Genomic DNA, 265 nt, shown 5'->3' with positions numbered 1-265 from the left:
CACCCTCTCCGACGGTACGAAGGTAACTGTTCCAGCGAACGGGACCTCCGGCTCTGCAACCATCGCCGCTGCCGACGACGTCTTCACCGGCGGCCAGGCGCCGATCGTCAACAAGCTCGAGAGCGTTACTGGCGCGGACAACTTCGAAAAACTCACCCTGAGTCAGACCGAGGTCGACACCACCGTCACCGATGAGCCATCAGGCCAAGGCGACAAGGTCACCGTCAGCATCGAAGGCAATGGCGGCGTGCAGGAGAACCTCGCC

The 265-nt window shown here is 62.6% G+C and carries 1 protein-coding gene; it reads left to right on the top strand.

All coding sequences use genetic code 11. From position 1 onward, the window contains the following. Positions 1-265, top strand: a 265-nt coding sequence (locus ACM6IT_RS00005; protein WP_414917223.1) for an immunoglobulin-like domain-containing protein, incomplete at both ends; no start/stop codon positions are given.

The organism is Pseudomonas sp. IT-P4 (assembly GCF_949767755.1).
Classification (GTDB): domain Bacteria; phylum Pseudomonadota; class Gammaproteobacteria; order Pseudomonadales; family Pseudomonadaceae; genus Aquipseudomonas; species Aquipseudomonas monachiensis.
Note: the sequence above shows the minus strand (reverse complement) of the source record. Positions and strands in the feature narration are given on the sequence as shown.